A 22,188-nucleotide genomic window follows, 5' to 3' on the forward strand; every position below is an offset into this window, starting at 1 on the left:
AGTTAAATACTGTATGCACGTACAGCTTAATAAGGATAATTCCGTGGACACTACCTCTGCCTCTCCTGACACCTATGTACGCATGGGCCTGCGCGTTCAGAAAATCATCAACTCCCCTACCGCACAAAAAGCCAGGGCAGCACTGATCTTCCGCCTGCCTGACGAGCCGGTGGATGAATGGGAACGCTTGCTGGAAGAAATCGACGAGAACGACAACGTCACCCTCGCCTATCGCGACGATGGCGGCGTGCAGATTTTCTGGGTTGTGCCGAAGGAAGATTGAGTCGATGAGTGTCCGCTGGTTTGCTTTGCTGTTTCTGTTTTTTGTCATGGGCGCGCAAGCCGACGCGCCGCGCACCTTCACCGAAGCGAAAAAGGTGGCCTGGACGCTCTACGCGCCCCAGTCCACCGAGTTTTACTGTGGCTGCAAGTACACCGGTAACCGGGTGAACCTTGCCGCCTGCGGTTATGTGCCACGCAAGAATGCCAAACGCGCAGCCCGCATCGAGTGGGAGCATATTGTTCCGGCCTGGCAAATCGGTCATCAACGCCAGTGCTGGCAAGAGGGCGGTCGCAAGAACTGCACCCGCTACGATCCGGTTTACCAGAAGGCCGAGGCTGATTTGCACAACCTGGTGCCCAGCATTGGCGAGGTCAACGGCGATCGCAGCAACTTCAGCTTTGGCTGGCTGCCCGAGCAGTCGGGGCAATATGGTTCCTGCCTGACCCAGATCGACTTCAAGGCCAAGAAAGTCATGCCCCGCCCTTCCATTCGCGGCATGATCGCCCGGACCTACTTCTACATGAGCAAGCAGTATGGCTTGCGCCTGTCGAAACAGGATCGGCAACTGTACGACGCCTGGGACAAGACCTATCCCGTACAGGCGTGGGAGCGTCAACGCAACCAGAGCGTGGGCTGCGTCATGGGGCACGGCAACGAGTTCGTAGGCCCGGTAGACATGAAGGCCTGTGGCTGATTCCAGAACGGGACACCTGAAACGACAAAGGCCCCGGGCTAAACACCCGAGGCCTTTTTTGTATCTTTAGCGTCTGCGCTACGTTATTGAGCGGCTGGACGCTCAAGCACCAGCAATTCGATGTTCTGTTTCTTCGAGCGAGTGAGCGCCGCGCGGACTTCATCCTGCTTGGCTTCGGCCTCGGCTTTCGAACTGAACGGCCCCATCAGGATTCGCGTATTGCCATTTTCCTTGACGACGCTGGACATGAAGCTGTGCTCGATCAGCCAGCCACTCAAATCGCTGACTGCCTGAGGGGTTTCACCTCGCACTTCAAGATCCCATTGCGGGCCGGACACTGCCGCGGGTACGGCAGCCATGGCCGGCTTTGGCTTCGGCGCATCCACACTGCCGCCCTCACCACATCCCGCCAGTGCCAACATCGCGAATACCAAGACCATTTTGCGCACGGCGTTTCCCTCTAAATGCTTAAAGCGGGGATTTTAACATCCATGAATACTTCACGAGTGCCGTAAAATGGGCTCAAAACAACGAGAATCATGGTGGCGGCCTCTGTATAGTTACGCCTTGGGAATTAATGCCGCATCTGCGCGTCAGAAAGAGGCACCCAAACCGCGAGACTTCGCACTAATCTATACATAACACCGACCTCTGCACTGTCCGAATCAGGTGCCCCACAAAGCAATCAAGGAGAAGACCATGCTGATACTCACCCGCAAAGTCGGTGAAAGCATAAACATAGGTGATGACATTACGATCACCATCCTCGGCGTAAGCGGCCAGCAAGTCAGGATCGGCATCAACGCTCCGAAGGACGTTGCAGTGCATCGTGAAGAAATCTACCAGCGCATTCAGGCCGGCCTGACCGCCCCGGAAAAGCCTCAATCCTGAATCCTGTTGCAGTCAGTAGCCAGCCCGTTCAGTCCGCAAGCACGGCTGGCTAAAGATTCAGCACCCCATCGCCCTGCACTTTCACCCAAACCCCAGGGGCCGATACTAGCGGCAAGCCTCACTCTATTGCTGTCAGACTTTTCTGGTTTACCCAAGGGAAGGATGCGCTCACTGCTCGGTCAACCAAGCATCACGCCTCGCGCCATGCCCGTCGCCGCCACCACCATCAGCAGCACCAGCAGCGCCTCGATATGACTGATCCGCGCAAACAGCTTCGCACGGCCGGTATCGATCGCCACTTTACGGGCAAGCGCTATTCGCCACTTGATCAGCGTCGCCATGGGTGCGATCTCCAGCAGCAAGATCAGGACGAACAGCGTCATCTTCAGATGAAACAGCGGCTGATGCAGGTAATAGTCCGAGCCTTTCTCGTACCCGCCAAACGCTCGCATCCCCCCACTGATCAATAAAACGACAGCTGAAATACCCCATATATTGTCCGCCATCAGAACACTGCGCACCTCTGCGGCTCCATCGGCCAAACGCCGAAAAGCCGTGCCTCGAACCAACACGGCCCAAAATCCCAGGGCAAATGCCAGAAGATGAACCGCCGCCAGAAACCAGTGAGTCAGCATCGAGAAACTCCTGCCAGGTCGAAGTTATTTGAGTCTGTCAGTAGTAGCCCATGTAATGGCTGCGTGCACGGCATCCGCGGAGGATGCCCGAAACACAATATGACAAACCAACTAGACTCCACTGCGCTGGTATCGAGCGTCAGCGACAATACCCGCCCCAACAGCAACTCACTCCCACCGCATTGAACTGAGTAAACAAAATCATGTGTGAATCATGTGATTCAAGCTCTGCTTCAAACACAACGGGCCGTCGTCGTTTTCTTCAATTTGCCGGATTGAGCGCAGGCGCACTGCTGCTGACCGGCACACTGCCCGGCAAGATCATCCAGGCAGCCGAAAAAGCCTCAGCCCCACCCAAACCACAAAACGTAATCAGTCCCGACATGGCGTTGAAAAGACTGATGGAGGGCAATGCACGATATGTAGGCGGTACTTCCACGACGCACGATTTCAAGGCAGAGCGAGAGGCGCTGGTGTCCGGTCAAAATCCGTTCGTGGCCGTGCTGAGTTGCTCTGATTCAAGGATCGCCCCGGAATATGCGTTCGACACCGCGCGCGGCGATCTTTTCTCCATCCGCGTTGCGGGCAACTTCGTTACCCCGGAAGGCCTGGCCAGTCTTGAATACGGGGTTGCCGTACTGGGCGCCCCGCTGATTCTCGTCCTTGGACATGAGAGCTGCGGCGCCATCGAGGCCGGTATCAAGGCCGTCAAGGATCAGACGATTTTCCCCGGCCATATCCCGAAACTGACTGACGCACTCAAGTCGGCAGTCGAGGCAGTACTCAAGCAGCCCGGAAACCTGATGGAAAACGCCACCGTGCAAAACGTCAAGAATTCGGTAAACAGCCTGAAACAGGCCTCGCCATTGCTGACAGATGCCCAGAGTAAAGGCGTGCTGAAGATCGTGGGCGGTATCTATCGCCTGGCGAGCGGCAAGGTAGAGTTGATCGATTGATCCACAACGCGCACCTCCCCGGCATCAGTGCATGACCCCGCATGCAAAGAGCCCAGCGCGACGGCTGGGCTCTGGTTATCTTCGGTTTTGCATCATTTTGTCCGCGAGGGTTCTGGCCCTCTCGATCAACAGGTTCTGCCTGTCCTCGTGGGTAGCCCCACCCACAATCGGAGCAGTCAGATTGCTTTCGGCAATCAATGCAGCGCAGAAATATCGATCCCAGACAGCCGTGTCCACAGGTGCCGGCTTGCTCATTTGATCGGCGTTCATAGCGGCTCCTTTTGATAAGGTCGCATCGCTAGTTTACGCCTGAATGACAAAAAATCCGGGCCATCATTCATAGCGGCTCGCCATTCGTCGCCTGCCGGAACACCACGAGGAATTCGCCCGTATCTGTGGCTTGAGGCTTGCTAAGATCGCCCGTAGCAGCGCCGTAACGACAGGTTTCTGACGCTGCAGCCATTCAATCAATGCTTAAGGACTCCAGCGATACGCTTGGTCAGTCACCGGGAGATGTAACGTGTCAACGCTCAACGAAATCGCAATGAACCACGCGAGAATGGCCAAGGAAAAAGCAGAAAAGTCGACCGAACTGAGCGAGCGACACTTCCAGATAGTAGGAAACTTCGAAGTACCGTCCATTGAAGTACAGCAGAACATCCCAATGCACCTGATCGTGGGAGCACAGGAAGGCCACCACGGCCTTGCAGCGAGCTTTGCCCTCTGACCCCTGCCGAGGCTGGCGACGATCTGAACGATTTACCCGGTAATCATCCGGCATCCGTTCAGCAATCGTCGCGCCTTGATGACCCGGCACTACTTTTCTGATCCGGGCATCTCATCTTTCCGATACCGCGAAGTGATTGCCTGCTGGATGCAAGGTTCAGCAAATAACACGCAATGACTTGTGGATTGAAAATCCATGAACTAGACATACCCCCACAGTCAGCTTCCCCAAAGATCGGTAATGATTCTTGGTGCCTACTCACATATCCGGCATGACAAATGGAGATGCATGTTCATGAAAAACCCAATACCGAAAGCCATTGGCGGCACGGTGATATTGCTGGCGTCATTCATATCCACTTTCACCCACGCAGCAGATATCACGCCCGCCGAAATGAAGGCTATCGCCACGGAAGGCTACATCTACGGCCTGCCCATCGTGATGAACTACGCGGTCATGTACGACTACGCCGTAGACAAAAACTCCGGACAGTTCAAGGCACCGCTCAACCAGATTCATAGCCTGCACCATGTCGCAACCTATATGGACACAGCTGTTATTACGCCAAACAGCGACACGCCCTATTCGATGATATTCATGGACCTGCGCAGCGAGCCAATGGTGTTATCGGTGCCGGCGGTAGAGAAACCACGGTATTACTCGGTACAACTCATCGATGGCAATACCTACAACTACGGTTACATCGGCAGCCGCGCCACCGGCAACGAAGCTGGCGACTACATGGTAGTCGGACCCGATTGGAAGGGCGCGACGCCACCGGGCATCAAGAAGGTGTTTCGTTCCGGCACCCAATTCCCCTTCGCGATCTTTCGCACCCAACTCTTCAACCCGGCTGACCTGCCGAACGTGGTAAAGGTCCAGTCAGGGTACAAGGCACAACCGCTATCCGCCTTTCTCAAGCAACCGGCGCCGCCTGCCGCGCCGCTGATCGACTTCCCGAAGATCAACACGGACCTCGCCAAGACCGGTTTCTTCAAGTATCTCGACTTTGCCTTGCAGTACGCCCCGGCCGCACCGGATGAAGTGGCGATCCGGGCGAAACTTGCCCGGATCGGCATTGGCGCCGGCAAGGACTTCAACTTCCAGGATCTGTCCGCGGAACAAAAGGCCGCAGTAGTTGAGGGCATGCAGGCCGGGCACGCGCAGGTCGAGGACGGGATCAAGAATCTCGGCACGAAGATCAACGGCTGGAACATTGCCGGAGCCGGCGGCGACAGCGCCTTCTACAACGGCGACTGGCTGAAGCGTGCCGCCGTCGCGCAAGCGGGCATCTATGCCAACGACGCCGAGGAAGCCACCTATCCTCTGGCCAAAACCCTGCCCGATGGCGAACTGCTTGATGGCAGCAAGCACAACTACTCCATCACCCTGCCCGCCGGACAATTTCCGCCGGTCAACGCCTTCTGGTCAGTGACCATGTACGACGGTAAATCGCAACTGCTGATCAAAAACCCGATCAATCGCTACCTCATCAACTCGCCGATGTTGCCCGACATGAAGAAGAATGCGGACGGCTCGTTGACGCTGTATATCCAGAAGGATTCGCCCGGCGCGGACAAGGAAAGCAACTGGCTGCCCGCACCGAATGATCTGATCTACCTGGTGATGCGGCTGTATTGGCCGAAGACAGAAGCGCCTTCGATCCTGCCGCCAGGGAAGGGAACCTGGAGTCCGCCCGCGATCGTCAAAGCCAATTGACCGGACGCAGGGTCATACGTCAACTATGACCCTGCAGCCCTGCTTGCAGGATTGATTACCAGCACACTGGCAAGCGAAGCCCGCGCCAAATTCACTTACCCGCCAAGCGAAACATGACACCGCCAAGACACAGACCCGTAATGGCCTTTACGACGTAATACCCAGGCCCACCGCACTCGGTATAGCGGTATATCGAAGAGCCAAGGAAAATGGTTGATACGATCAAGACGACGATCGAAATCCCGCGCTGAATGCGAATCCTGTTTTTCTGACTTCCGATGTACATCAAGCCCTCCCTGAGCTATTCGACTCCAACTACAACTGGATCCCGCTCTACACTGATATACCAAGCGCAGTGCGTACATCAACGTTCACATTGTCCATGTGTGAACGAACCCGATATTTTGTGAACGCCCTGAAGAAATCAAAGACAACAAAAAAGGGCCCACCTTTCTCCGGCGTTCTGCCGACCTGAACTCCCAGCCCATAGCTCGCCCCTGCTACGCTGAAAACTCCACGGAGGATTCGCGATGCCAAACTCTGATCTGCTCCCTTCCCTACTGTTCAAGCTCAACGAAAACCAACTCGCCCTGGAAGCTGCCATCCTGGAACTGTCGAACTGGGTCGAGCAGCGCGGATCGGCCGATGTCGCCGACAATATGCGCGGAGCCCTGGAAGCCATCGACAAGAACGAAGAGTTCATCAAGATGACGCTCGCGGTGATGATGGCGCCGGAGTGACGGTTATCGGCCCAGAGTGTGTAAAAACGCTCATGACCTTATCGCTTTCGATCATCGACGTTCGTTGACTGAGCGATTACGCAGTCAATGCCGCGGCTCGCATTAGTCGCGACCTAGAACCCGTCAACGCTGTTTTTATAGCTTCTGGGATGGTCAAAAATTGGCCTTTTTAGGACGACAGCGCCTTCATCAAACGGTTAGCACCGATGATGTTCATGACCCGTTTCAAGTTGTAGGCGAGCACGTTCAAGCTCATCTCCGCACTCACCCCGGCGAGCTTTCGGGTCAGGAAGTGCGTCGCACCCATCCATTGTTTCAGCGTCCCGAAGGGATGCTCAACTGTCCGTTTTCGGACTCGCATCATCTCCGGCGCGTTGCTCAGCCGGAGCTGCATTTCCTCCAATACGGCTTCATGCTCCCAGCGTCGAACTCGTCGTTCCGTGCTCGGTGTGCATTGCGATTTCAACGCACAGCCCTGGCAGTTCGAACTCCAGTAACGGTGCAACTTCAGGCCTTTTTCAACGTTGGAGTAGCGCCAAATGAGTGTCTCACCAGCTGGACAAATGTACTCGTTTTTGGTCGTGTCATAGATGAAGACATCGTTATTGAAACGCCCGTCAGCCTTTGCTCCCGAGGTCATTGGCTTGGGCACATAGGCAGTGATGCCGGCATCGTGACAAGCCAAGATTTGTTCGCTTTTGAAGTAACCTCGGTCAGCCACTACCGATAGTGTTTCTGAAGCCATCGCCTCGCGGGCCTGCTTGGCCATCGAGATGAGTTGATCGCGGTCGGAACCGACGTTGGTGACCTCATGCGCAACGATCAAATGGTGTTGAGTATCGACCGCCGTCTGCACGTTATAGCCGACGATTCCCGTACCGCGCGTCATCATGGAGCGGGCGTCTGGATCGGTCAGTGAGACCTGTTTGTCCGGTGATTCGTTGAGCTGGATTTCGATCGTTTGAAGCTCTTTCATTTGCGCCTTCAGCTTGGCGATTTTCTCTTCCAGCCGCGCAGTCTTGGGCTCAGAGGAATTTGGTTCTTGCCGATCGGCAGTATCGAGTGCTTCCAGGTAACGGTTGATGCTCGATTCAATTTCTTCCATTCGCCGCTTCAGTTTGGCGCTGGTGAAATTACGGTCGCGATTGTTGACTGCCTTGAATTTGCTGCCATCGATGGCGACCAGATTTTCTCCGAACAATCCCAACTGCTGACAGAGCACAACAAACTGGCGGCAGACGCCTCGGATGGCTTTGCTATTGTCTTTTCGGAAGTTGGCGATGGTCTTGAAATCGGGCATCAAACGCCCGGTTAGCCACATCAGTTCGACGTTGCGTTGGGCTTCTCGTTCCAGGCGCCGGCTCGACTGGATGCGGTTGAGATAGCCGTAGATATAGATCTTCAGCAAAATCGTGGGGTGGTAAGCAGGTCGGCCAGTGTCGGCTGGAATAACGCCTTCAAAACCCAGTTTGACCAGGTCGAGTTCATCGACGAAGACGTCGACTACGCGCACCGGGTTGGTATCGCCGACATAGTCATCGAGGCTCTCGGGAAGTAAAGTACTTTGGCCTCGATGTTCACCTTGAATAAAGCGCTTCATAGGCGATCCTTGCGATGATTTCCGAGGAAATTATAGGTGGTCGCGCAGGTTCAAGAGAGCATCTTGATGGAGCTTGCCAACAGATAGTAGGGAATCACAATGGCTGAATACCGTTACACGAACGCGGACAGATTGAGTCAGCTTAAGGAACTAGAGTCAGCACTGCCCGAACTGATACGGGTCGCTAGTTCCACTCCAGCGATGACTTACGTTGAAGATTATCGTCTGGCGCTGGCGAAAGCCGTTGAGCTTCAAAAAGAGGGCTTTACCCAAAATGAACTATCAGCCCTAGCGCGAGCCATCCCGGATGTTTTCGATCGACATAAAGATTGGATGCCACCCATGCACCAGATAGAGACTGGTGAATGGGTTGAGCACGAGTGGTGGACGTTACTTGATGAAAAATTACAACCTGTCCTAAACCTTGCCAGAACGTTGCAAACGCTTGGGTACTACTAGCTAACTGCGGCAGCAATGTTGATTTATTCGCTTCCGACTTTGACGGCTTTCGTTTTTACACACTCTGGGCCGGAAGCGGACGTGTTGACGCTTGTTACTCTCATTGGAGGTTGTCAACCGACCACGACGCTGGGAAGCTACAGTGACGTTTACCATAAGGACATGTTGAAATGAACGCGCGAAAAATTTTAATCACAGGTGCTGCGGGCCGAATCGGCAGCGCTTTTTGGAAAGCGCATTACGATAAGTCAGATTTGCGCTTAGCCGACATAGATGTATCAACACTTCCGCAATCGGCACAACGTTTCGCTCTCGACATCAGCGTTCAAGCCAGTTGCCTTGAAGCTTGCGAAGGCATACATACAGTGATTCATCTAGCTGCTGACCCTCGCCCAGACGCCGATTTCATGACATCCCTGCTCCCTGTGAACATTGTGGGCACCTACAACATGCTATTCGCCGCAAAGGCTCAAGGCTGCGAGCGCTTTATATTTGCGAGCAGCGCTCAGGCTATCGAAGGTTATCCAGAGGATGTCCAGGTACATGAATGTATGGCACCTAAGCCAGGCAATCTATACGGGGTCAGCAAAGCGTTCGGGGAAGCTCTGGCTTCGATGTATGCAAACGATGGTCAAATGACAACAATCGCAGTCCGTATTGCAAACGTAGCTATATTTCACCAAGGGGAAAACCACAGTCACAGGGATGTAGCTGCTTTTATTAGTATCAGGGATGTTGTCGCACTACTTAGTAATTGCGTCGAGGCCGAGCTGAGCGGATTTCATGTTATCCACGGGGTCTCAGATAACAGATATAAGCGACTTTCTATCGAGAAAACCAGAAAAGTTGTGGGGTACGCTCCCTTTGATGATGGATTTGAGATTCTGGAAGGACACGCTCAACCTGACTGAACTACTTCATTAATTGCTGCCCCTTCGACTGTCCGCTTCGGGTCGGTAACTGCCCCCTCGTTGGAGGCAGCAATCGGTTGTGGATTCAACCGGTCGATGCAATAGATTGGCTAAATCGTTCAGCGGGCGTTTCGTAGTTAGAGTTTCCGAGGGCGGCTATTCAGTTGCCTTATCCACTTCAACCCCTCCTTGCTTTCCTTGTGAAGAAAGCCAAAATACAAAGCAAGACAACACCAAAAACCGCATGAAACCAAAATTCTATTTTCTTACTTCTCGCCAGACGATCCTCAGAGTCTGCTCTGCTGATAATTTCTTTACCGTCCACCACTAGAACAACTAACTTTCGGCTTTCCACCAATGGAAACAAACGCTGGCAGTACCAATAAACAATTGCATTTTTTCCATCCAACCTTGGAAAACTCTCCGTGGTAAGACACTTAGAGTACCCTCTAAGGCTGGAAGCGCAGGTAAACCAATACACGTTTTCACCATCAGCAATCTTGGTCATAACGTCTCTTCCAACTCTTTTCTCCGAAAGTACGCCTGACAGCCTGTTCAGTTCACTTGGAATGTGAGATGACCACTGATAGAAAAGGACAATACACGCAAACACAATATAACCAACATAAATAATTAGCGCGGACATCCCATTCCGTCCACGAGGACTATCGGATTTACTTTCAGGCATAGTGCCCCCCCTCAAAGTTAAAATATTCCAGCATCAGTGTATGCTCAAAAGCCTCCAAGCTTCGCAAGGGTCAGCACGATAATAAAAAGTCCCATGGCTATACACACAAGGCCATGTATCCAACTGAACCACTTTCGCCAAGGTTTGTGCCAGGATTTCGGCATCAAGGGCATCGTCAGAAAGCTCCATTTCCCTGGAGCGCTATTGCGGGTCCAGATACCAGTTACGCCTATCGCAATGAATAGCAGTCCAACAAATATGATGAAGATGACGCTGACGATTGTGATCATACCTCCACCTTGCGCTTACCAATGAAACGCTATCCAAATGACTGAAGCCTTCTACTCATCGTAGCCCCTACGTCCTCAGCAGAGATGCGGACCATGGGGCAAGTGACTCCGAAAGGCTACCGACCCAATCCGTCATACGCTTGCTCACAGGTTAGTCCCCGGATTCCGGCTTGGTCAGCAATTGCAGCCAAGTCGCCCGCTCGCTGGTCAGCGCGTTTGAACACGTCGGCAAGCACAGCGGCGGCGCGGGCAGCTGCCTGGCTTGCGGCGGCAGTGCAGGAATTTCCGCTGGCTTCACTGGCAGCGAGTCGACGGGCAAGGTTGTCGGCGGCGAACTGCACGCCGCCAGCAGAAGCGCGAGCGGCAGCAGCATCAGCCATTGCTTGATCAATATTTCGTTGCCCATCTTGCACCGCCTTGTTGATTGACTGTTGGTAGGCCTGCTCCCTGGTGCGCTCGGCGGCCTCATTGAGCACCCTCGCATCGGCGTCCCGGGTGTCTCGGGCATTCCATTCCGACTGCCACTTTTCATCCGTGACCGTCACCCCATGGTGGTCTCCGCCTCTGTGGTAGATCAGGTACAGCGGATGTAGAATCGATTTCTTTTTGACACCGACAACCAATGCTCAACTCAATCCAAATACTTAGGGCCTTAGCAGCATGGCTGGTTGTCGGCCATCACTACATGCAGCTTTTTTATAACCACAAGTTAGGCGGTATCGCCCCTGATCTACTCCGAGACTTCGGCGCCATCGGTGTTGATTTGTTCTTTGTGATCAGCGGATTTGTTATTTACGGATCCACAGCTTCAAAACCAACAACACCAAAATCATTCGCAGCCAACAGAATAGCCAGGGTTGCTCCGGCCTACTGGCTATTTTCATCAGTTACCGCCATTACTCTAATATATGCCCCAGACTCAATCCCTCTTACTGCATTTGACCCAATATTCTTCCTGAAAAGCCTTTTGTTCATTCCAGCACAAAACCCCTCAGGCGTGGGTCTGTACCCTCTAATGACAGTAGGCTGGACATTGAACTATGAGGCATCCTTTTACTTAGTGTTTTTTTCGGCATTATTTCTGCCTGCCGCATATCGAGCCATCGGGTTATTTCTTGGCGTAATTGCCTTACAGCTAGTCGCAAAAAAAATGAATGGGGCGATTTCCTTTTACGGAAATACAATGGTTTGGGAGTTTTTGTTTGGAGTTGCCCTGTCGATTGCCTACAAACGCGGACTGGTAACTCGGATTCCTCCAATCGCAGGGTTACTCATGATGCTCGGGGCCCTTTCCGCAATCGTCTATTTTGGGCCGGTGACACACAACCCTCTGCGCAGCGGCCTACCGTGTGCCGTCATTCTGTGTGCTTGCTTGTCTCAAGAAAGGCTTTTCCCAAAACACAACTTTATCGCCCGACTTGGTGATTGGTCTTATTCAACGTATTTGTGCCACGTACTGATCATCTGCGCCGCAATAAAGGTTAACGAGCATTTCGCAACTAATCATGTATTGCTTGCCTTCGGAGTCATCGCTGCAATTGCCTTAACGTCCTATGCAAGCTTCACGCTGGTAGAAATGCCAATTTCCCGTGCAGCGAAGAGAATGCAAGCGAGGATGAAAAAAACTAAAGCGGTACCTCAGGCCAATCAATAACCTGAGGAAACCCAGGCTGCTCAACAACTTTGTTGAGCTTCAACTTATACGCAGCGAAGGTTTTGAATCGATCAACGTCATCTGGACTCAACAGTCCTGCCAAGAAAGCATCGCCCATACCGGCAGTCACGGTTTGGCTTGCACCTATGGACGCTGCAAAAAGCCTCCACTTGCCATAGGACCCGGCGCCACCTGGCGCACCGAGACTAACGTTGCCTGCGGAAGGAACGGCTGCACCACCACCGGAACCGCCCCCCCTTGGGCTTCAATTATCACGCTGGCCATCTCCGGTGTTGGGGTGTATGTGCCGGAAGCAACAAAGGTCTGAACCCCAATCAGCCGGCCAGACGACCGGCAGTAGGCTGTCGTGTACCAGCTAGCGCCGTTGGTTGTGATCACCAACTGCTCACCGGCCTGCATAGACAGTGTATTTGCCGTCACGCCCAAACTGTTTTCGATAAGCTCTGCGCCATTACCCTTAATGGTGACCGGCAGCTGCGCGCTAAGAATGTATGTACTGCCGGGCGCCAAACTAGCGGGCGGCGGTAAGCGTGGAAGTCACTGAGAGTGAATGAATCGAAAAGTAGTTGCCGAGCTGCGACATGTTCACGGCATGGAGAGACTTGAGCCCCTTTGGCACCTGCGTGGCACCGTTGCTGCTAGCCACGATGATCCAGGCGCCCCCGGCACCTGCGTTGTACTGCATCCAAACATTACCGTTCGGCACCAACTCGCCACCCTGCAGCGCACCGTGCCCCCCGCCTACTAATGGTTTTGCTGCGAGTCCATTGGGGCTAAAGGTGCTTGGGCCTGTATTGGCATTGGTCACTCGCATTCTGAGGACCATGCCCTCAACCAATGCCGTGACAGGTGGAACGAAATCAGCCGTATAGGCGTTAGCGTCGCCGGTGTCGACGTGATCGAGGAAACCTACAAGGATCTGGTCGCCGAGAGCAATCCGAATCATCGGGTCGCGTCGGGCTGGATCGCCATCCCCGCCGGGATGTCACTGACTGAAGAGCAGGCCGCCCGGGTATTCGATGCCGTGGGTGTCTGGAACCAGCCGAGGGCAGCATGAGGCGAATCAATAACCAGGTGCGCCAGCGCCGACGACAGACATGGCTGGATCTACCGGCCCACGGAATTGAAGAGGCAGTTCATGGCCAAGAGTGGACAAGAGCGTTCGGCGAAGGCTGCCGAGAAGCGAATCCAGTACGACGAGAAGGAGCTGCGGCACCGATTACGGCTCGGCACCCGGCAGAAGCTTGATGAGCTGATGGCCTGGAACGGCATCGAGGAAATCAACGAGGCGGTGCAGAACCTGATTCTGAACGCTCATGCCCTCGGGCCGACACTTTCATATCAGGCGATTCAAGGTCCGCGCCACAAAGTGCAGATAAGCGAAAACGTGGCGCGGATGTTTCGAGATGAGAGTTTGCGGGAGTTGCGCAAAGACCCGGGCGACGAGTACTTCGCATCCTAAGCGATCATTCCTGCAATCAGTTACCTCGACTGAGCTGCAAGTTCTGGGTCGTACATTCAGTGGTGCTGACAGTCCCCATGAAAGCATTCATCTTCACCGCACACTTCTCGACATTCAGACCATTACGTCCATCGCTCGAGATGTTGGTGACATATGGGCCCGCAGTTGTACAGCCGGCCAAAACAGCGAGCAGGCCAAGGGCAATGATATTGAGTTTCATATGAGTCCTTTCGAGCAGTGGCCTGAGCCAATTGGTTCGCCGAAACCGGCGTTGAGATTGAACTCAAAGCGTAGACCAACCCCAGAAACCCACACTCACTACCAACCTGCCGGTGAACGGCGGACAAGGAATCGTCATGTCCGATTTTCAAACCGAAACCACGCCCACCGCCCGTAAGCAGCACAAGTGCGGCGAGTGCTACGGCGTCATTCAGCCGGGTCAGCAATACCGCCTTGTCACAGGTAGCTGGGATGGCGAGATGGGCTCCTTCAAAACCTGCATGCCGTGCGTTGAGGCGCGCACCTGGGCCATTGCGCAACCCGAATGGGCTGGCGACAGCGGAGACCTCTACTACTTCGGGCGGCTCGACGAGGACCTGTCAGACCTTGCTCCAGAGATCAGGTCGCAGGACGGACTCCGCTTTCACGCATACCGCTTGCAGTCCCTCATGGCTCGACGCCGGAAGGCCGCGCAGACGACGCGCCAAGCTACACTGGAACGCAGTGACAGCGGATTACCTGACCAAGTCATTTGCCCAGGCTCGGGACGATTCACACGCCTACGACGACATACCGGCCGACGAGAGCCCCACCTTCCACGAAATCCGCGCGCTCGGTGCATGGCTGTACGAGCAACAGGGTTTCGAGCAGGAATACATTCAGGGCTTGATGGGACACGCGGACGTGAAGATGACCGAGCACTACCAGGCAGGGCACGGTGATGACGAGGTGGTTTATATGAAGGTGAAAGCCGACCTGAAGGTGTAGTCCGGTGGTCGTTTGCCCAGAATATTCCCAAAGTCTGCCCAAAGGCAGAAAGCAAAAAGGGGTCACCGTTTCCGGTGACCCCTCTAGACCGCCCAGCAGAGCGGATTTTGTTTGGTAGGCGCGATTGGACTCGAACCAACGACCCCCACCATGTCAAGGTGGTGCTCTAACCAACTGAGCTACGTGCCTGCTGTGAGGCGGCATTCTACGGAATTCCGGAGGGGTGTCAACACCTTTTTTCGCGCTAACCCTATGAATATGCAAAATATTTAATTTTGCCGCTGCAAAGAAGATTTTCCGGGTGGCTGGCGGGCGATTTTCAACTCGGGTAGGATCAATGCACTCGTAAAATATATTAAACAGAGGCTGCCGGATGGCTAACACTCCCTACCCCGAGTCCTACTACGCCGCATCGGCCAATGCGGTTGCGCCGCGCCCGGCGTTGCAGGATGACGTCGATACCGATGTCTGTGTGATTGGCGCCGGTTATACGGGGCTGTCTTCTGCCCTGTTTCTGCTGGAGAACGGTTTCAAGGTCACGGTGCTCGAAGCCGCCGGGGTCGGTTTCGGAGCGTCCGGGCGTAATGGCGGCCAGATCGTTAACAGCTATAGCCGCGATATCGATGTCATCGAGCGCACGGTCGGTCCCAGGCAGGCCCAGTTGCTGGGGCAAATGGCGTTCGAAGGTGGGCGAATCATTCGTGAGCGGGTCGCCAGGTACAACATTCAGTGCGATTTGAAGGACGGTGGCGTGTTCGCCGCGATGACCGCCAAGCAGATGGGTCATCTCGAATCCCAGAAGCGCCTGTGGGAGCGTTTCGGGCACACCCAGCTTGAGTTGATGGATCAACGCCGCATTCGCGAAGTGGTGGCCTGCGATCAGTACGTCGGCGGGATGCTCGACATGAGTGGCGGCCACATCCATCCGCTTAACCTGGCGCTGGGTGAAGCGGCGGCGGTCGAGTCCCTGGGCGGGACGATTTATGAGCAGTCGCCGGCGGTGCGCATTGTGCGCGGCGCCAACCCTGTTGTGCACACGCCGCAGGGCAAGGTCCGGGCCAAATTCATCATCGTCGCCGGCAACGCTTATCTGGGCAACCTGGTGCCGGAACTGGCCGCCAAGTCGATGCCTTGCGGCACGCAGGTGATTACCACCGAGCCATTGGGTGAAGAACTGGCCAAGACCCTGCTGCCCCAGGACTACTGTGTCGAAGACTGCAATTACTTGCTCGACTACTACCGTCTCAGCGGCGACAAGCGTCTGATTTTCGGTGGTGGCGTGGTGTATGGCGCGCGGGATCCGGCGAACATAGAAGCGATCATTCGACCGAAGATGCTCAAGGCATTCCCGCAGCTCAAAGGCGTGAAGATCGATTTCGCGTGGACGGGTAATTTCCTGCTGACCCTGTCGCGCCTGCCCCAGGTCGGACGGCTGGGCGACAACATCTACTATTCCCAGGGTTGTAGCGGCCATGGCGTGACCTACACGCATCTGGCGGGCAAGGTACTGGCCGAAGCATTGCGCGGTCAGGCCGAGCGTTTTGACGCCTTTGCCGACCTGCCCCACTACCCGTTCCCGGGCGGCCAGTTGCTGCGCACACCGTTTGCAGCGCTGGGTGCGTGGTATTACGGATTGCGGGATAGATTCGGGTACTAAGCGACACGCAATACATTGCAGGAGCGAACCTGCTCGCGATGGCGGACTGGCAAACGACATCCGTGTTGAATGTGCCGGCCTCATCGCGAGCAAGCCCGCCCCCACAATGTTTTTTGGATACCCGCAGATGTTGCGTACACCCGCTCCCACAGGGGGTTGGGTTAGATGCGATCTCGTGGGATACCGCTGCGAATCCGCAGGATGTCAGCCAGCACCGCCAAGGCAATCTCCGCTGGGGTCTTGCTGCCCAGGTTCAACCCGATTGGCGCATGGATCCGCCCCAACTCGACATCCCCCAGACCACCGATGCGCCGCAAGCGCTCGAAGCGCTTTTGCGAGGTCTGCATGGAGCCCATCACACCGATGTAGAACGCCTCGGTGCGAACAGCCTCCATCATCGCCAGGTCATCGATACGTGGGTCGTGGGTCAACGCCACCACCGCCGTGTCGCTGTGACAGCCGCCTTCGGCGATGAACACCGACGGCAGTTGACGACGAATCTCCACGTTTTCCAGCACGACGCCTTCCAGCACTTCGTCCCGCGGGTCACACAGAATCACCTCGAACCCAAGCCCCACGGCAAACTCCGCACAGGCCTGCGCGACACTGGAATACCCCGCCAGCAGCAAGCGCTGGGCCGCGCCGACGCGCACACGCACCCGGTCGATTTCACGCTCGATACGCACACCCTGTTCACGATCATCGAACAGGCTGCGCGCACCGCTTTGCAAATCAACCTCACGGATCAACCGACGTCGACCCAACAGCGCCGACTCCAGTTCCCGCAAATGCGCTTGCACCTCGCAATCGGCGTCAAGCTTCTCGACCAGCACATCCAGCACCCCACCACACGGCAGGCTGACGCGCGAGCGTGGGTCGTCGCCTTCGCCGTAACGAACAACGCTGACCGGCTCCAGAAACGCGCCCTCGGCGACTCGCTCGAGAAAGTCTTCCTCGACACAGCCACCGGACAGCGAGCCGATCCAGTGCCCCTGCGTGTTCACCGCCAGCAGCGAACCCGGTGCGCGCGGTGCCGAGCCATAAGTGGCCAGCACCGTACACAGCCAGATGCGCTGACCGGCCGCCGACCACTCCAGCGCCCGGCGCACCACCTGCAGATCCAGATGCTGCATATCAGTGGGCCTTGTGCTCGAGCGGCGGCGCATCGGCCCGCAACTTCTGCACGTCGTTTACAGCCAGGTCATTGGGCTGACCACCCCAGCCCTGACGCAGGTAGTTCAGCAGATCCGTGAGTTGCCCGTCGCTCAACTTCTCGGCGAACCCCGGCATCGGTTGCATGTGCTCGAAACCGGAGAATTTCTGCTCACCGATACCGTCGTCGATCACCCGCACAAGGTTGCGCGGGTCTTCCAGACGCAACGTGGTATTGCCGCGCATAGCCACCGCGATGTGCGGCTTGCCTTCGCCACCTGGAGCGTGGCAACCGGCACAGACATTCAAATATTCCTGACGGCCGCGCTGGGCACTCGGGCTCAGCTTTTCCAATGGCACTTCTGTAAGCACTTTCGCCGCAGGCGGCTGATCGCCCAGCAGGAAGGTCGCCATCGCCGCCAGATCCGGATCGCTCAGGCCCTGGGTGCTGTTGTGGAACACCGGGAACATCTCGTTGAACATCGTGCCCTGGGCGCTCATGCCGTGTTTGAGGAACGAGCTCAGGTCCTGATGATTCCAGCCACGGGCCGCAAGATCAGTGGCCAGTAGGCTCGGCGCCAGATAGCCATTGAGGATGCCGCCGGTCATGCGTTTGTCCATCTGCATCGCGCCAGGCAGACCGCGTGGGGTGTGGCATTCGCCACAGTGGCCGAGTACGTCGACCATGTACTGGCCGCGCTTCCAGGCTTCGCTCTTGCCTTCGGCAGGCTCCAGCTTCACGTCTTTGCCGTACATCATGTTCCAGCCCATCAGGCCCAGGCGCACGTTGAACGGGAAGCTCAGGCTGGTGACCGGTGCTGCACGTTCGATCGGCTCGACGGTTTTCAGGTAGGCGTGAATCGCATCGGAATCCGCACGCGGGATCAGGTGATACGAGGTGTAGGGCATCGCCGGATACAGGTTCGCGCCATCGCGGCGCTTGCCTTCGGTGAACGCGGTGAAGAACTCGTCATCGCTGTACAGGCCGATGCCGTGCTCTTTGCTCGGGGTGATGTTGGTACCGTAGATCGTGCCGAACGGCGACACGATCGGCAGGCCACCCGCATAGGGTGCGCCACCCGGTGCTGTGTGGCACGCCATGCAATCGGCGGCGCGGGCGAGGTACTCGCCTTGTTTGACCTGCGCATCATCGGCGTGAGCCGCCACCACAGGCGCAGCCAGACCAACCGCCAACGCCAGGCGGCTAAGTAGAAGCTTCATGCTTAACCCTCCTTGACCAGGCCGAGATCGGTCAGCACGTTGCGGGTGGCGCTGTAGTAGCGCACGTACCCGGTGCAACGGCAGATGTGATGACCGAGGCTGTCCTCGATGACTTTTTCCAGCTGGCTTTTGACGATCGGCTGACGCTGCAGCTTTTCCACCAGCACGGTCGCGGCATTGACGAATCCCGGCGCGCAGTAGCTGCACTGGAAGGCGAACTCGTCGACGAAACGCTGCTGGATCGGGTTCAGCTCGGTGACCTTGCCCTGCTCGTCGCGGGTCGCATGGCCTTCGATGGTCCGTACTTTCTTGCCTTCGAAATAGTGCGCGCCGGTGATGCAGGTGCGCACTTCTTCGCTGGTGCCGTCGGGGTTATCGACGATCACCACGCAGGCGTGGCAGATGCCCTGGCCGCAGCCCAGGCGCGAGCCGGTGAGGTTCTTGTACTCGTGCAGGTAGTCGATCATTGGCAGGTCATCAGGGATGTCCACCGGGCCGACGGATTGACCATTGAGGGTCAGTTGAAGCGGACGGTTAGCCATTGAGGGCCTCCTTGATGCGTGCAGAAGTGATAGGCAAGTCGCGGACACGTTTACCGATGGCATGGGCCACGGCGTTGCCGATGGCACCGACCACCGGGATCATCACCACCTCGGCGATACCCTTGGACGGGTCGCTTGGCGACAATGGCGGCAGGATGTCCGCTGTCTGTTTCCACACCGCGACGTGACGCGCCATCGGCAGGCGGTAACGGTTGAAGTTCCAGTCACCCTCCCCCGGCCCGCCTTCGTACAGCGGCATCTCTTCCATCAGCGCATGGCCGATGCCCATGGCGATACCGCCTTCGAGCTGGCCCCTGACCAGTTCTTCCACCAGCACCCGACCGCACTCGACCCACGAGTGGTGGTTGAGCACCGACACTTCGTTCGAACCCTTGTTGACCTTCACTTCCACCAGCGTCGCCACCGGGCTGTAGTAAGTCACCGCCGCGTTGTTCAGCTGGGTCGCCGGGTAGGCAATGCCCTGCCGATCCAGCAGATGGAAACCGGCGCTGTTCATCTGCGCCTTCTTCGCCTTTGGCGCACCGTCGCCGTACTTCACGGCAAGGCCGTCGAGCGGCAAGCGCTCACGCACGCCGTCGATGCTGAACTCGGCCTCGGCCCAGCTCCAGCGGTTGAAACCGTGCACGGTGGCACCGCTCACCAGGCCACGCTCGTGAACACGCTTGGCCAGCATGGCGAACGGAAGTGGCTCCATGCCGTTGGCCGTGAGCTTGCCGTCGACCCAATGGGCGTCTTCGCGGCGCACCACGTAGGGGTTGGCCTGCCCGCCGTAGGGGCCTTGGCGCCAGATCTCCAGCGCCGCCGGCCACAGGCCGTGGTTGAACAGCACGCGCGCCGCTTCACGGGTGGCGTGGCTGAAGTAGTACGCCGAGTTGGTGGCCGACGAAGCCGAAGCCACCTTGCCGACCCAGCGTGGATTGCGCAGGAAATTGTCCTGCTCGGCCTGGCTCATGATGTAGGGGTTGCCGCCACTGACCAGCTGCAACTCTTTCCATTCGGTTTCGCCGGTCTTGACTTCGTGGGCCGGGATACCGAGGAAGTCGGCCACGACCATGGCCTGGGAGGTGGACATGCCGGTGCCGATCTCGATACCGATGTGGCGCAGGCTGATGCGACCTTCGGCAGTGAATTCAATGCTGGCCATCGGCGCTTCGGAACCGGTGCCGAAGTCTTTCTGGCAGATGGCGAAACCGACGCCGTACCAGTTATCGGGGTCGGCGGCTTCGCGTTGTTGCTTGATCGCGTCGCGGTTTTTCCAGGTGTCGTGGATCGCCGCCTTGTCGAGAATCTCGTGCAGGCGCAAGGCACCGGCCGGGATCGCGCCCTGGGTGTTTTTCATGCCCGAGCGCAGTGCGTTCTTGCGGCGCAGTTCAATGGCATCGATACCCAGGCGACCGGCGATTTCGTCGACCATCATCTCGGTCGCCGCCATGCTTTGCAGGGTGCCGTAGCCACGCATCGACCCGGCCTCTACCGCTCGGGAATGGTAAGCCGTGACCTGCAGATCGTTCTGCGGCATGTAGTAGATCGACTGTGCCGCCGTGGCGCCCACCGCCGCCACCGACGGGCTGTAGTTGATCCGCCCGCCACCGTCGACGCTCATCTCGGAGCGGAAGATCTTGAAGCTGTGATCGTTCTTGTCCACCGCCAATTGGTAGCGAATGTCGAACGGGTGACGCTTGATGCCGCTCTGGAACTGCTCGTAGCGGTCGTTGGCCAGGCGCACCGGCACACCGGCGCCGTACAACGCCGCCAGGGCTGCGTAGTAGACGAAAATGTTGTGGTCTTTGGAGCCGTAACCGACGGTATAACCCGGGTGCATGTTCAGGTTGGCCAGGCCGAAACGCGACGGCGCGATCATCTTCGCGGTTTCGGTCGCGGTTTCCAGCGGGCACTGGGTAGCGACGACGAAATGCAGGGTCTTGGTGGCCGGGTCGTACCAGCCGTTGCCGTTGTCCGGCTCCAGGGCGGCCGGTTCGATCGACGGGGTCTTGTAGCGCTCGTCGAACACCAGCCAGTTGTCCGGCGGCGTATCGATCTGCTGCTTCATGCGCTCGGCGTAGAACAACCCGCGCTCGGTCAGGTTGCCGTGCAGGTTCGGCTGGGAGTTCCACACCGGACGACGGTTTTTCAGCATCGGGAACAGGATCGAATCCTTGAGGCTGGCGAACTCGTCTTCGTCCGCCGAAGTCGCACCGCCAACGCGCACGTAGCGGAAGCTGCCGTAGGGATCGCCTTCGTAGAACGGCACCTGGGCACCGTAACGAATCGCCTTGTCATTGAATTTGAGTTGGTTCTTGGCCTGACGGAAGCGCTCGAAATCGTTCCAGATCAGGATCGCCACCGGGTGCCCGATGAACATCGGCACCTTGCCGGCCGGCAACAACGGATCCGGGGCGTGCTCCTCAGGGAACACGATACCGTCCTTGACCAGGTCTTCGGCGGTGACGATGCGGTCCGGCTGCAACTCGGCACCGAGCCACGACAGGTCGATGCCTGCAAAGATGTGGTCGGCCTTGATGGTTTTGAGCAGCATGGCGTGGCCTTGCTGCTGCGGCCAGCCCGGCATGTCCTTGGCGCGGATGTCGCGGGCAAAGACCTTGCTGCCGCAGACCTTGGACAAGGCATCGTTACGGGCGCGCGCCTTGCCATTGTTGCCGAGCCACTGCTCGGACGGCACGGTCACGCTGTTTTCCATCAAGGCGGCCAGCGCCTGGCTGCTCAATGGCGTGAGCGTCACGCTCACGCCCGCTACCAGCCCGCCCTGAAGGAACGAGCGCCGGGATATATCACGGTTGGACATGGATCATCCTCTGGGCGGTTATGGGGTCCGCCCTTCTGGTTATGTACTGGAAAATCTCGAGTCTTGCAGAAGCCC

General features: G+C 56.8%; 26 protein-coding genes and 1 tRNA gene. 14 read left to right on the top strand and 13 right to left on the bottom strand.

Annotated features, from left to right (window positions below; genetic code table 11):
* The first annotated feature begins 13 nt into the window (after positions 1 to 13).
* Both PMI34_RS22285 and PMI34_RS22280 read left to right on the top strand, forming a co-directional pair.
* Complete coding sequence (locus PMI34_RS22285) at positions 14 to 283, top strand: DUF1654 domain-containing protein (RefSeq protein WP_046041595.1); 270 nt, start codon at positions 14 to 16, stop codon at positions 281 to 283.
* Between the two features lie 4 nt (positions 284 to 287).
* On the top strand, positions 288 to 977 hold the full coding sequence (locus PMI34_RS22280) for an endonuclease (RefSeq protein ID WP_008047251.1): 690 nt from the start codon (positions 288 to 290) through the stop codon (positions 975 to 977).
* An 83-nt stretch (positions 978 to 1,060) separates the two neighbouring features.
* On the opposite strand, the gene PMI34_RS22275 is transcribed toward PMI34_RS22280, so the two are convergent.
* Positions 1,061 to 1,426, bottom strand: a complete 366-nt coding sequence (locus PMI34_RS22275) for a hypothetical protein (RefSeq protein WP_008047252.1) — start codon at positions 1,424 to 1,426, stop codon at positions 1,061 to 1,063.
* Between the two features lie 250 nt (positions 1,427 to 1,676).
* Between PMI34_RS22275 and csrA the strand changes: the two genes are divergently transcribed.
* Positions 1,677 to 1,868 carry a carbon storage regulator CsrA gene (gene csrA / locus PMI34_RS22270; RefSeq protein ID WP_007975691.1) on the top strand — a complete coding sequence of 64 codons (192 nt, stop codon included), beginning with the start codon at positions 1,677 to 1,679 and terminating at the stop codon, positions 1,866 to 1,868.
* A gap of 179 nt (positions 1,869 to 2,047) precedes the next feature.
* Here the strand turns inward: csrA and PMI34_RS22265 are convergent, their stop codons facing one another.
* Positions 2,048 to 2,503: a DUF2214 family protein gene (locus PMI34_RS22265; RefSeq protein WP_008047253.1), complete on the bottom strand. Its 456-nt coding sequence runs from the start codon at positions 2,501 to 2,503 to the stop codon at positions 2,048 to 2,050.
* A 203-nt stretch (positions 2,504 to 2,706) separates the two neighbouring features.
* Here PMI34_RS22265 and PMI34_RS22260 point away from each other — a divergent pair, with 203 nt between their 5' ends.
* The gene (locus PMI34_RS22260; RefSeq protein WP_008047254.1) at positions 2,707 to 3,459 is read left to right on the top strand and encodes a carbonic anhydrase; all 753 of its coding nucleotides are present in this window, start codon (positions 2,707 to 2,709) and stop codon (positions 3,457 to 3,459) included.
* Positions 3,460 to 3,534: 75 nt separating this feature from the next.
* Here the strand turns inward: PMI34_RS22260 and PMI34_RS22255 are convergent, their stop codons facing one another.
* Positions 3,535 to 3,729 carry a hypothetical protein gene (locus PMI34_RS22255; protein WP_008047255.1) on the bottom strand — a complete coding sequence of 65 codons (195 nt, stop codon included), beginning with the start codon at positions 3,727 to 3,729 and terminating at the stop codon, positions 3,535 to 3,537.
* 250 nt (positions 3,730 to 3,979) lie between these two features.
* Here PMI34_RS22255 and PMI34_RS22250 point away from each other — a divergent pair, with 250 nt between their 5' ends.
* The 3 genes from PMI34_RS22250 to PMI34_RS22235 all read left to right on the top strand — a co-directional run bounded on the left by PMI34_RS22250 (position 3,980) and on the right by PMI34_RS22235 (position 6,645).
* Positions 3,980 to 4,186 carry a hypothetical protein gene (locus PMI34_RS22250; protein ID WP_008047256.1) on the top strand — a complete coding sequence of 69 codons (207 nt, stop codon included), beginning with the start codon at positions 3,980 to 3,982 and terminating at the stop codon, positions 4,184 to 4,186.
* A 294-nt stretch (positions 4,187 to 4,480) separates the two neighbouring features.
* Entirely contained in the window at positions 4,481 to 5,905 is a 1,425-nt protein-coding gene (locus PMI34_RS22245; protein WP_008047258.1) for a DUF1254 domain-containing protein, read from the top strand.
* 530 nt (positions 5,906 to 6,435) lie between these two features.
* Positions 6,436 to 6,645: a hypothetical protein gene (locus PMI34_RS22235; protein ID WP_008047266.1), complete on the top strand. Its 210-nt coding sequence runs from the start codon at positions 6,436 to 6,438 to the stop codon at positions 6,643 to 6,645.
* 169 nt (positions 6,646 to 6,814) lie between these two features.
* On the opposite strand, the gene PMI34_RS22230 is transcribed toward PMI34_RS22235, so the two are convergent.
* On the bottom strand, positions 6,815 to 8,245 hold the full coding sequence (locus PMI34_RS22230; RefSeq protein WP_008047269.1) for an IS1182 family transposase: 1,431 nt from the start codon (positions 8,243 to 8,245) through the stop codon (positions 6,815 to 6,817).
* A gap of 99 nt (positions 8,246 to 8,344) precedes the next feature.
* Between PMI34_RS22230 and PMI34_RS0127080 the strand changes: the two genes are divergently transcribed.
* Both PMI34_RS0127080 and PMI34_RS22225 read left to right on the top strand, forming a co-directional pair.
* The gene (locus PMI34_RS0127080) at positions 8,345 to 8,704 is read left to right on the top strand and encodes a hypothetical protein (RefSeq protein WP_032829424.1); all 360 of its coding nucleotides are present in this window, start codon (positions 8,345 to 8,347) and stop codon (positions 8,702 to 8,704) included.
* Positions 8,705 to 8,874: 170 nt separating this feature from the next.
* Positions 8,875 to 9,615, top strand: a complete 741-nt coding sequence (locus tag PMI34_RS22225) for an NAD-dependent epimerase/dehydratase family protein (RefSeq protein ID WP_008047277.1) — start codon at positions 8,875 to 8,877, stop codon at positions 9,613 to 9,615.
* A 178-nt stretch (positions 9,616 to 9,793) separates the two neighbouring features.
* Here the strand turns inward: PMI34_RS22225 and PMI34_RS28710 are convergent, their stop codons facing one another.
* From PMI34_RS28710 to PMI34_RS27870, 3 genes are all read right to left on the bottom strand, one after another.
* Complete coding sequence (locus PMI34_RS28710; RefSeq protein ID WP_157222705.1) at positions 9,794 to 10,261, bottom strand: hypothetical protein; 468 nt, start codon at positions 10,259 to 10,261, stop codon at positions 9,794 to 9,796.
* Between the two features lie 86 nt (positions 10,262 to 10,347).
* Positions 10,348 to 10,593, bottom strand: coding sequence for a hypothetical protein (locus tag PMI34_RS0127085; RefSeq protein WP_032829426.1), 246 nt, complete (start codon positions 10,591 to 10,593; stop codon positions 10,348 to 10,350).
* A 116-nt stretch (positions 10,594 to 10,709) separates the two neighbouring features.
* Entirely contained in the window at positions 10,710 to 11,138 is a 429-nt protein-coding gene (locus PMI34_RS27870) for a DUF2514 family protein (protein WP_238538765.1), read from the bottom strand.
* 77 nt (positions 11,139 to 11,215) lie between these two features.
* On the opposite strand from PMI34_RS27870, the gene PMI34_RS22215 reads away from it, so the two are divergent.
* From PMI34_RS22215 to PMI34_RS22205, 3 genes are all read left to right on the top strand, one after another.
* The gene (locus PMI34_RS22215) at positions 11,216 to 12,247 is read left to right on the top strand and encodes an acyltransferase family protein (RefSeq protein WP_008047281.1); all 1,032 of its coding nucleotides are present in this window, start codon (positions 11,216 to 11,218) and stop codon (positions 12,245 to 12,247) included.
* 916 nt (positions 12,248 to 13,163) lie between these two features.
* The gene (locus PMI34_RS28715) at positions 13,164 to 13,325 is read left to right on the top strand and encodes a hypothetical protein (RefSeq protein ID WP_157222706.1); all 162 of its coding nucleotides are present in this window, start codon (positions 13,164 to 13,166) and stop codon (positions 13,323 to 13,325) included.
* 81 nt (positions 13,326 to 13,406) lie between these two features.
* Positions 13,407 to 13,730 (top strand): hypothetical protein, encoded by a 324-nt coding sequence (locus PMI34_RS22205; protein ID WP_008047283.1) that lies wholly within the window; start codon positions 13,407 to 13,409, stop codon positions 13,728 to 13,730.
* Positions 13,731 to 13,746: 16 nt separating this feature from the next.
* Here the strand turns inward: PMI34_RS22205 and PMI34_RS22200 are convergent, their stop codons facing one another.
* Positions 13,747 to 13,950, bottom strand: a complete 204-nt coding sequence (locus PMI34_RS22200) for a hypothetical protein (RefSeq protein WP_008047284.1) — start codon at positions 13,948 to 13,950, stop codon at positions 13,747 to 13,749.
* A gap of 503 nt (positions 13,951 to 14,453) precedes the next feature.
* On the opposite strand from PMI34_RS22200, the gene PMI34_RS29235 reads away from it, so the two are divergent.
* Positions 14,454 to 14,717 (top strand): tyrosine-type recombinase/integrase, encoded by a 264-nt coding sequence (locus tag PMI34_RS29235; protein WP_008047285.1) that lies wholly within the window; start codon positions 14,454 to 14,456, stop codon positions 14,715 to 14,717.
* 112 nt (positions 14,718 to 14,829) lie between these two features.
* Here the strand turns inward: PMI34_RS29235 and PMI34_RS22190 are convergent.
* Positions 14,830 to 14,906, bottom strand: a tRNA-Val gene (locus PMI34_RS22190).
* A 184-nt stretch (positions 14,907 to 15,090) separates the two neighbouring features.
* On the opposite strand from PMI34_RS22190, the gene PMI34_RS22185 reads away from it, so the two are divergent.
* The gene (locus tag PMI34_RS22185) at positions 15,091 to 16,374 is read left to right on the top strand and encodes an NAD(P)/FAD-dependent oxidoreductase (RefSeq protein WP_008047286.1); all 1,284 of its coding nucleotides are present in this window, start codon (positions 15,091 to 15,093) and stop codon (positions 16,372 to 16,374) included.
* Positions 16,375 to 16,535: 161 nt separating this feature from the next.
* Here PMI34_RS22185 and PMI34_RS22180 read toward each other — a convergent pair whose 3' ends face one another.
* From PMI34_RS22180 to PMI34_RS22165, 4 genes are read right to left on the bottom strand one after another with little or no spacing between them, the layout of a single operon-like run.
* On the bottom strand, positions 16,536 to 17,507 hold the full coding sequence (locus PMI34_RS22180) for an XdhC family protein (protein ID WP_008047288.1): 972 nt from the start codon (positions 17,505 to 17,507) through the stop codon (positions 16,536 to 16,538).
* 1 nt (position 17,508) lies between these two features.
* Positions 17,509 to 18,747: a cytochrome c gene (locus tag PMI34_RS22175; RefSeq protein WP_008047290.1), complete on the bottom strand. Its 1,239-nt coding sequence runs from the start codon at positions 18,745 to 18,747 to the stop codon at positions 17,509 to 17,511.
* Positions 18,748 to 18,749: 2 nt separating this feature from the next.
* Positions 18,750 to 19,289: a (2Fe-2S)-binding protein gene (locus tag PMI34_RS22170; RefSeq protein ID WP_007982256.1), complete on the bottom strand. Its 540-nt coding sequence runs from the start codon at positions 19,287 to 19,289 to the stop codon at positions 18,750 to 18,752.
* Positions 19,282 to 22,113 carry a xanthine dehydrogenase family protein molybdopterin-binding subunit gene (locus PMI34_RS22165; RefSeq protein ID WP_008047292.1) on the bottom strand — a complete coding sequence of 944 codons (2,832 nt, stop codon included), beginning with the start codon at positions 22,111 to 22,113 and terminating at the stop codon, positions 19,282 to 19,284. The genes PMI34_RS22170 and PMI34_RS22165 overlap by 8 nt, the downstream gene beginning before the upstream one ends.
* Between the last annotated feature and the right edge of the window lie 75 nt (positions 22,114 to 22,188).

The sequence above is a fragment of the Pseudomonas sp. GM74 genome (assembly GCF_000282455.1).
In the GTDB taxonomy this organism is placed as follows: domain Bacteria; phylum Pseudomonadota; class Gammaproteobacteria; order Pseudomonadales; family Pseudomonadaceae; genus Aquipseudomonas.

What these genes read in the sequence shown, in the direction of transcription:
- PMI34_RS22285 (WP_046041595.1), top strand. Translation starts at nt 14, where the DNA reads ATGCACGTACAGCTTAATAAGGATAATTCCGTGGACACTACCTCTGCC.
- PMI34_RS22280 (WP_008047251.1), top strand. Translation starts at nt 288, where the DNA reads ATGAGTGTCCGCTGGTTTGCTTTGCTGTTTCTGTTTTTTGTCATGGGC.
- csrA (WP_007975691.1), top strand. Translation starts at nt 1,677, where the DNA reads ATGCTGATACTCACCCGCAAAGTCGGTGAAAGCATAAACATAGGTGAT.
- PMI34_RS22265 (WP_008047253.1), bottom strand. Translation starts at nt 2,503, where the DNA reads ATGCTGACTCACTGGTTTCTGGCGGCGGTTCATCTTCTGGCATTTGCC.
- PMI34_RS22260 (WP_008047254.1), top strand. Translation starts at nt 2,707, where the DNA reads ATGTGTGAATCATGTGATTCAAGCTCTGCTTCAAACACAACGGGCCGT.
- PMI34_RS22255 (WP_008047255.1), bottom strand. Translation starts at nt 3,729, where the DNA reads ATGAACGCCGATCAAATGAGCAAGCCGGCACCTGTGGACACGGCTGTC.
- PMI34_RS22245 (WP_008047258.1), top strand. Translation starts at nt 4,481, where the DNA reads ATGAAAAACCCAATACCGAAAGCCATTGGCGGCACGGTGATATTGCTG.
- PMI34_RS22235 (WP_008047266.1), top strand. Translation starts at nt 6,436, where the DNA reads ATGCCAAACTCTGATCTGCTCCCTTCCCTACTGTTCAAGCTCAACGAA.
- PMI34_RS22230 (WP_008047269.1), bottom strand. Translation starts at nt 8,245, where the DNA reads ATGAAGCGCTTTATTCAAGGTGAACATCGAGGCCAAAGTACTTTACTT.
- PMI34_RS0127080 (WP_032829424.1), top strand. Translation starts at nt 8,345, where the DNA reads ATGGCTGAATACCGTTACACGAACGCGGACAGATTGAGTCAGCTTAAG.
- PMI34_RS22225 (WP_008047277.1), top strand. Translation starts at nt 8,875, where the DNA reads ATGAACGCGCGAAAAATTTTAATCACAGGTGCTGCGGGCCGAATCGGC.
- PMI34_RS28710 (WP_157222705.1), bottom strand. Translation starts at nt 10,261, where the DNA reads ATGTCCGCGCTAATTATTTATGTTGGTTATATTGTGTTTGCGTGTATT.
- PMI34_RS0127085 (WP_032829426.1), bottom strand. Translation starts at nt 10,593, where the DNA reads ATGATCACAATCGTCAGCGTCATCTTCATCATATTTGTTGGACTGCTA.
- PMI34_RS22215 (WP_008047281.1), top strand. Translation starts at nt 11,216, where the DNA reads ATGCTCAACTCAATCCAAATACTTAGGGCCTTAGCAGCATGGCTGGTT.
- PMI34_RS22205 (WP_008047283.1), top strand. Translation starts at nt 13,407, where the DNA reads ATGGCCAAGAGTGGACAAGAGCGTTCGGCGAAGGCTGCCGAGAAGCGA.
- PMI34_RS22200 (WP_008047284.1), bottom strand. Translation starts at nt 13,950, where the DNA reads ATGAAACTCAATATCATTGCCCTTGGCCTGCTCGCTGTTTTGGCCGGC.
- PMI34_RS22185 (WP_008047286.1), top strand. Translation starts at nt 15,091, where the DNA reads ATGGCTAACACTCCCTACCCCGAGTCCTACTACGCCGCATCGGCCAAT.
- PMI34_RS22180 (WP_008047288.1), bottom strand. Translation starts at nt 17,507, where the DNA reads ATGCAGCATCTGGATCTGCAGGTGGTGCGCCGGGCGCTGGAGTGGTCG.
- PMI34_RS22175 (WP_008047290.1), bottom strand. Translation starts at nt 18,747, where the DNA reads ATGAAGCTTCTACTTAGCCGCCTGGCGTTGGCGGTTGGTCTGGCTGCG.
- PMI34_RS22170 (WP_007982256.1), bottom strand. Translation starts at nt 19,289, where the DNA reads ATGGCTAACCGTCCGCTTCAACTGACCCTCAATGGTCAATCCGTCGGC.
- PMI34_RS22165 (WP_008047292.1), bottom strand. Translation starts at nt 22,113, where the DNA reads ATGTCCAACCGTGATATATCCCGGCGCTCGTTCCTTCAGGGCGGGCTG.